Origin of the sequence: Shewanella sp. UCD-FRSSP16_17 (assembly GCF_001675935.1) — a bacterium.
In the GTDB taxonomy this organism is placed as follows: domain Bacteria; phylum Pseudomonadota; class Gammaproteobacteria; order Enterobacterales; family Shewanellaceae; genus Shewanella; species Shewanella japonica.
Genome location: NZ_LZFV01000026.1, coordinates 1 through 970, shown reverse-complemented (window position 1 = coordinate 970; position 970 = coordinate 1). Strand labels below are relative to the sequence as shown.

The following is a 970-nucleotide window of genomic DNA, read 5'->3' as shown; positions in this document are numbered from 1 at the left end:
CTTACTCTGTTGATAATGTTGACCTCTCTACACTTGTGGATGGCGACATCACAGTGGTGGCAACTGCAACTGACAGCAACGGTAACGACCTGTCTGCCAACGACACTGAAAACCTTGATGCCCTTTCAAGCAACATCACCGTTGATTTAGTCATCGATGGCGATAATAACGGTGACATCACTGGTACATCACAGGATATTCCAGCAGGCGGCACGGTCACTCTGGTGATCACCGATATTGCGGGCACAGCAATTACCATCACWGATGTGGCAGTAAACGCGGACGGTACTTACTCTGTCGATAACGTTGACCTATCTACACTTGTGGATGGCGACATCACAGTGGTGGCAACTGCAACCGACAGCAACGGCAATGACCTGTCTGCCAACGACACTGAAAACCTTGATGCCCTTTCAAGTAACATCACCGTCGATTTAGTCATCGATGGCGATAATAACGGTGACATCACTGGTACGAGCCAGGATATTCCAGCAGGTGGTACGGTCACTCTGGTGATCACCGATATTGCGGGTACTGCAATTACCATCACTGATGTGGCAGTCAATGCAGATGGTACTTACTCTGTTGATAATGTTGACCTCTCTACGCTTGTGGATGGCGACATCACAGTGGTGGCAACTGCAACCGACAGCAACGGTAACGACCTGTCTGCCAACGACACTGAAAACCTTGATGCTGTTGATGCTGAGCTAACAGTTGACTTAGTGATTGATGCGTCGAACAAAGGTGACATCACTGGTACATCACAAGATATTCCAGCGGGTGGCACGGTCACTCTGGTGATCACCGATATTGCGGGCACTGCAATTACCATCACTGATGTGGCAGTAAACGCGGACGGTACTTACTCTGTTGATAATGTTGACCTCTCTACGCTTGATGTTGACCTCTCTACGCTTGTGGATGGCGACATCACAGTGGTGGCAACTGCAACCGACAGCAACGGCAA

The 970-nt window shown here is 49.4% G+C and carries 1 pseudogene; it reads left to right on the top strand.

From position 1 onward, the window contains the following. Positions 1–970 (top strand): annotated as a pseudogene (locus tag A9267_RS21940) (hypothetical protein); the annotation flags it as partial.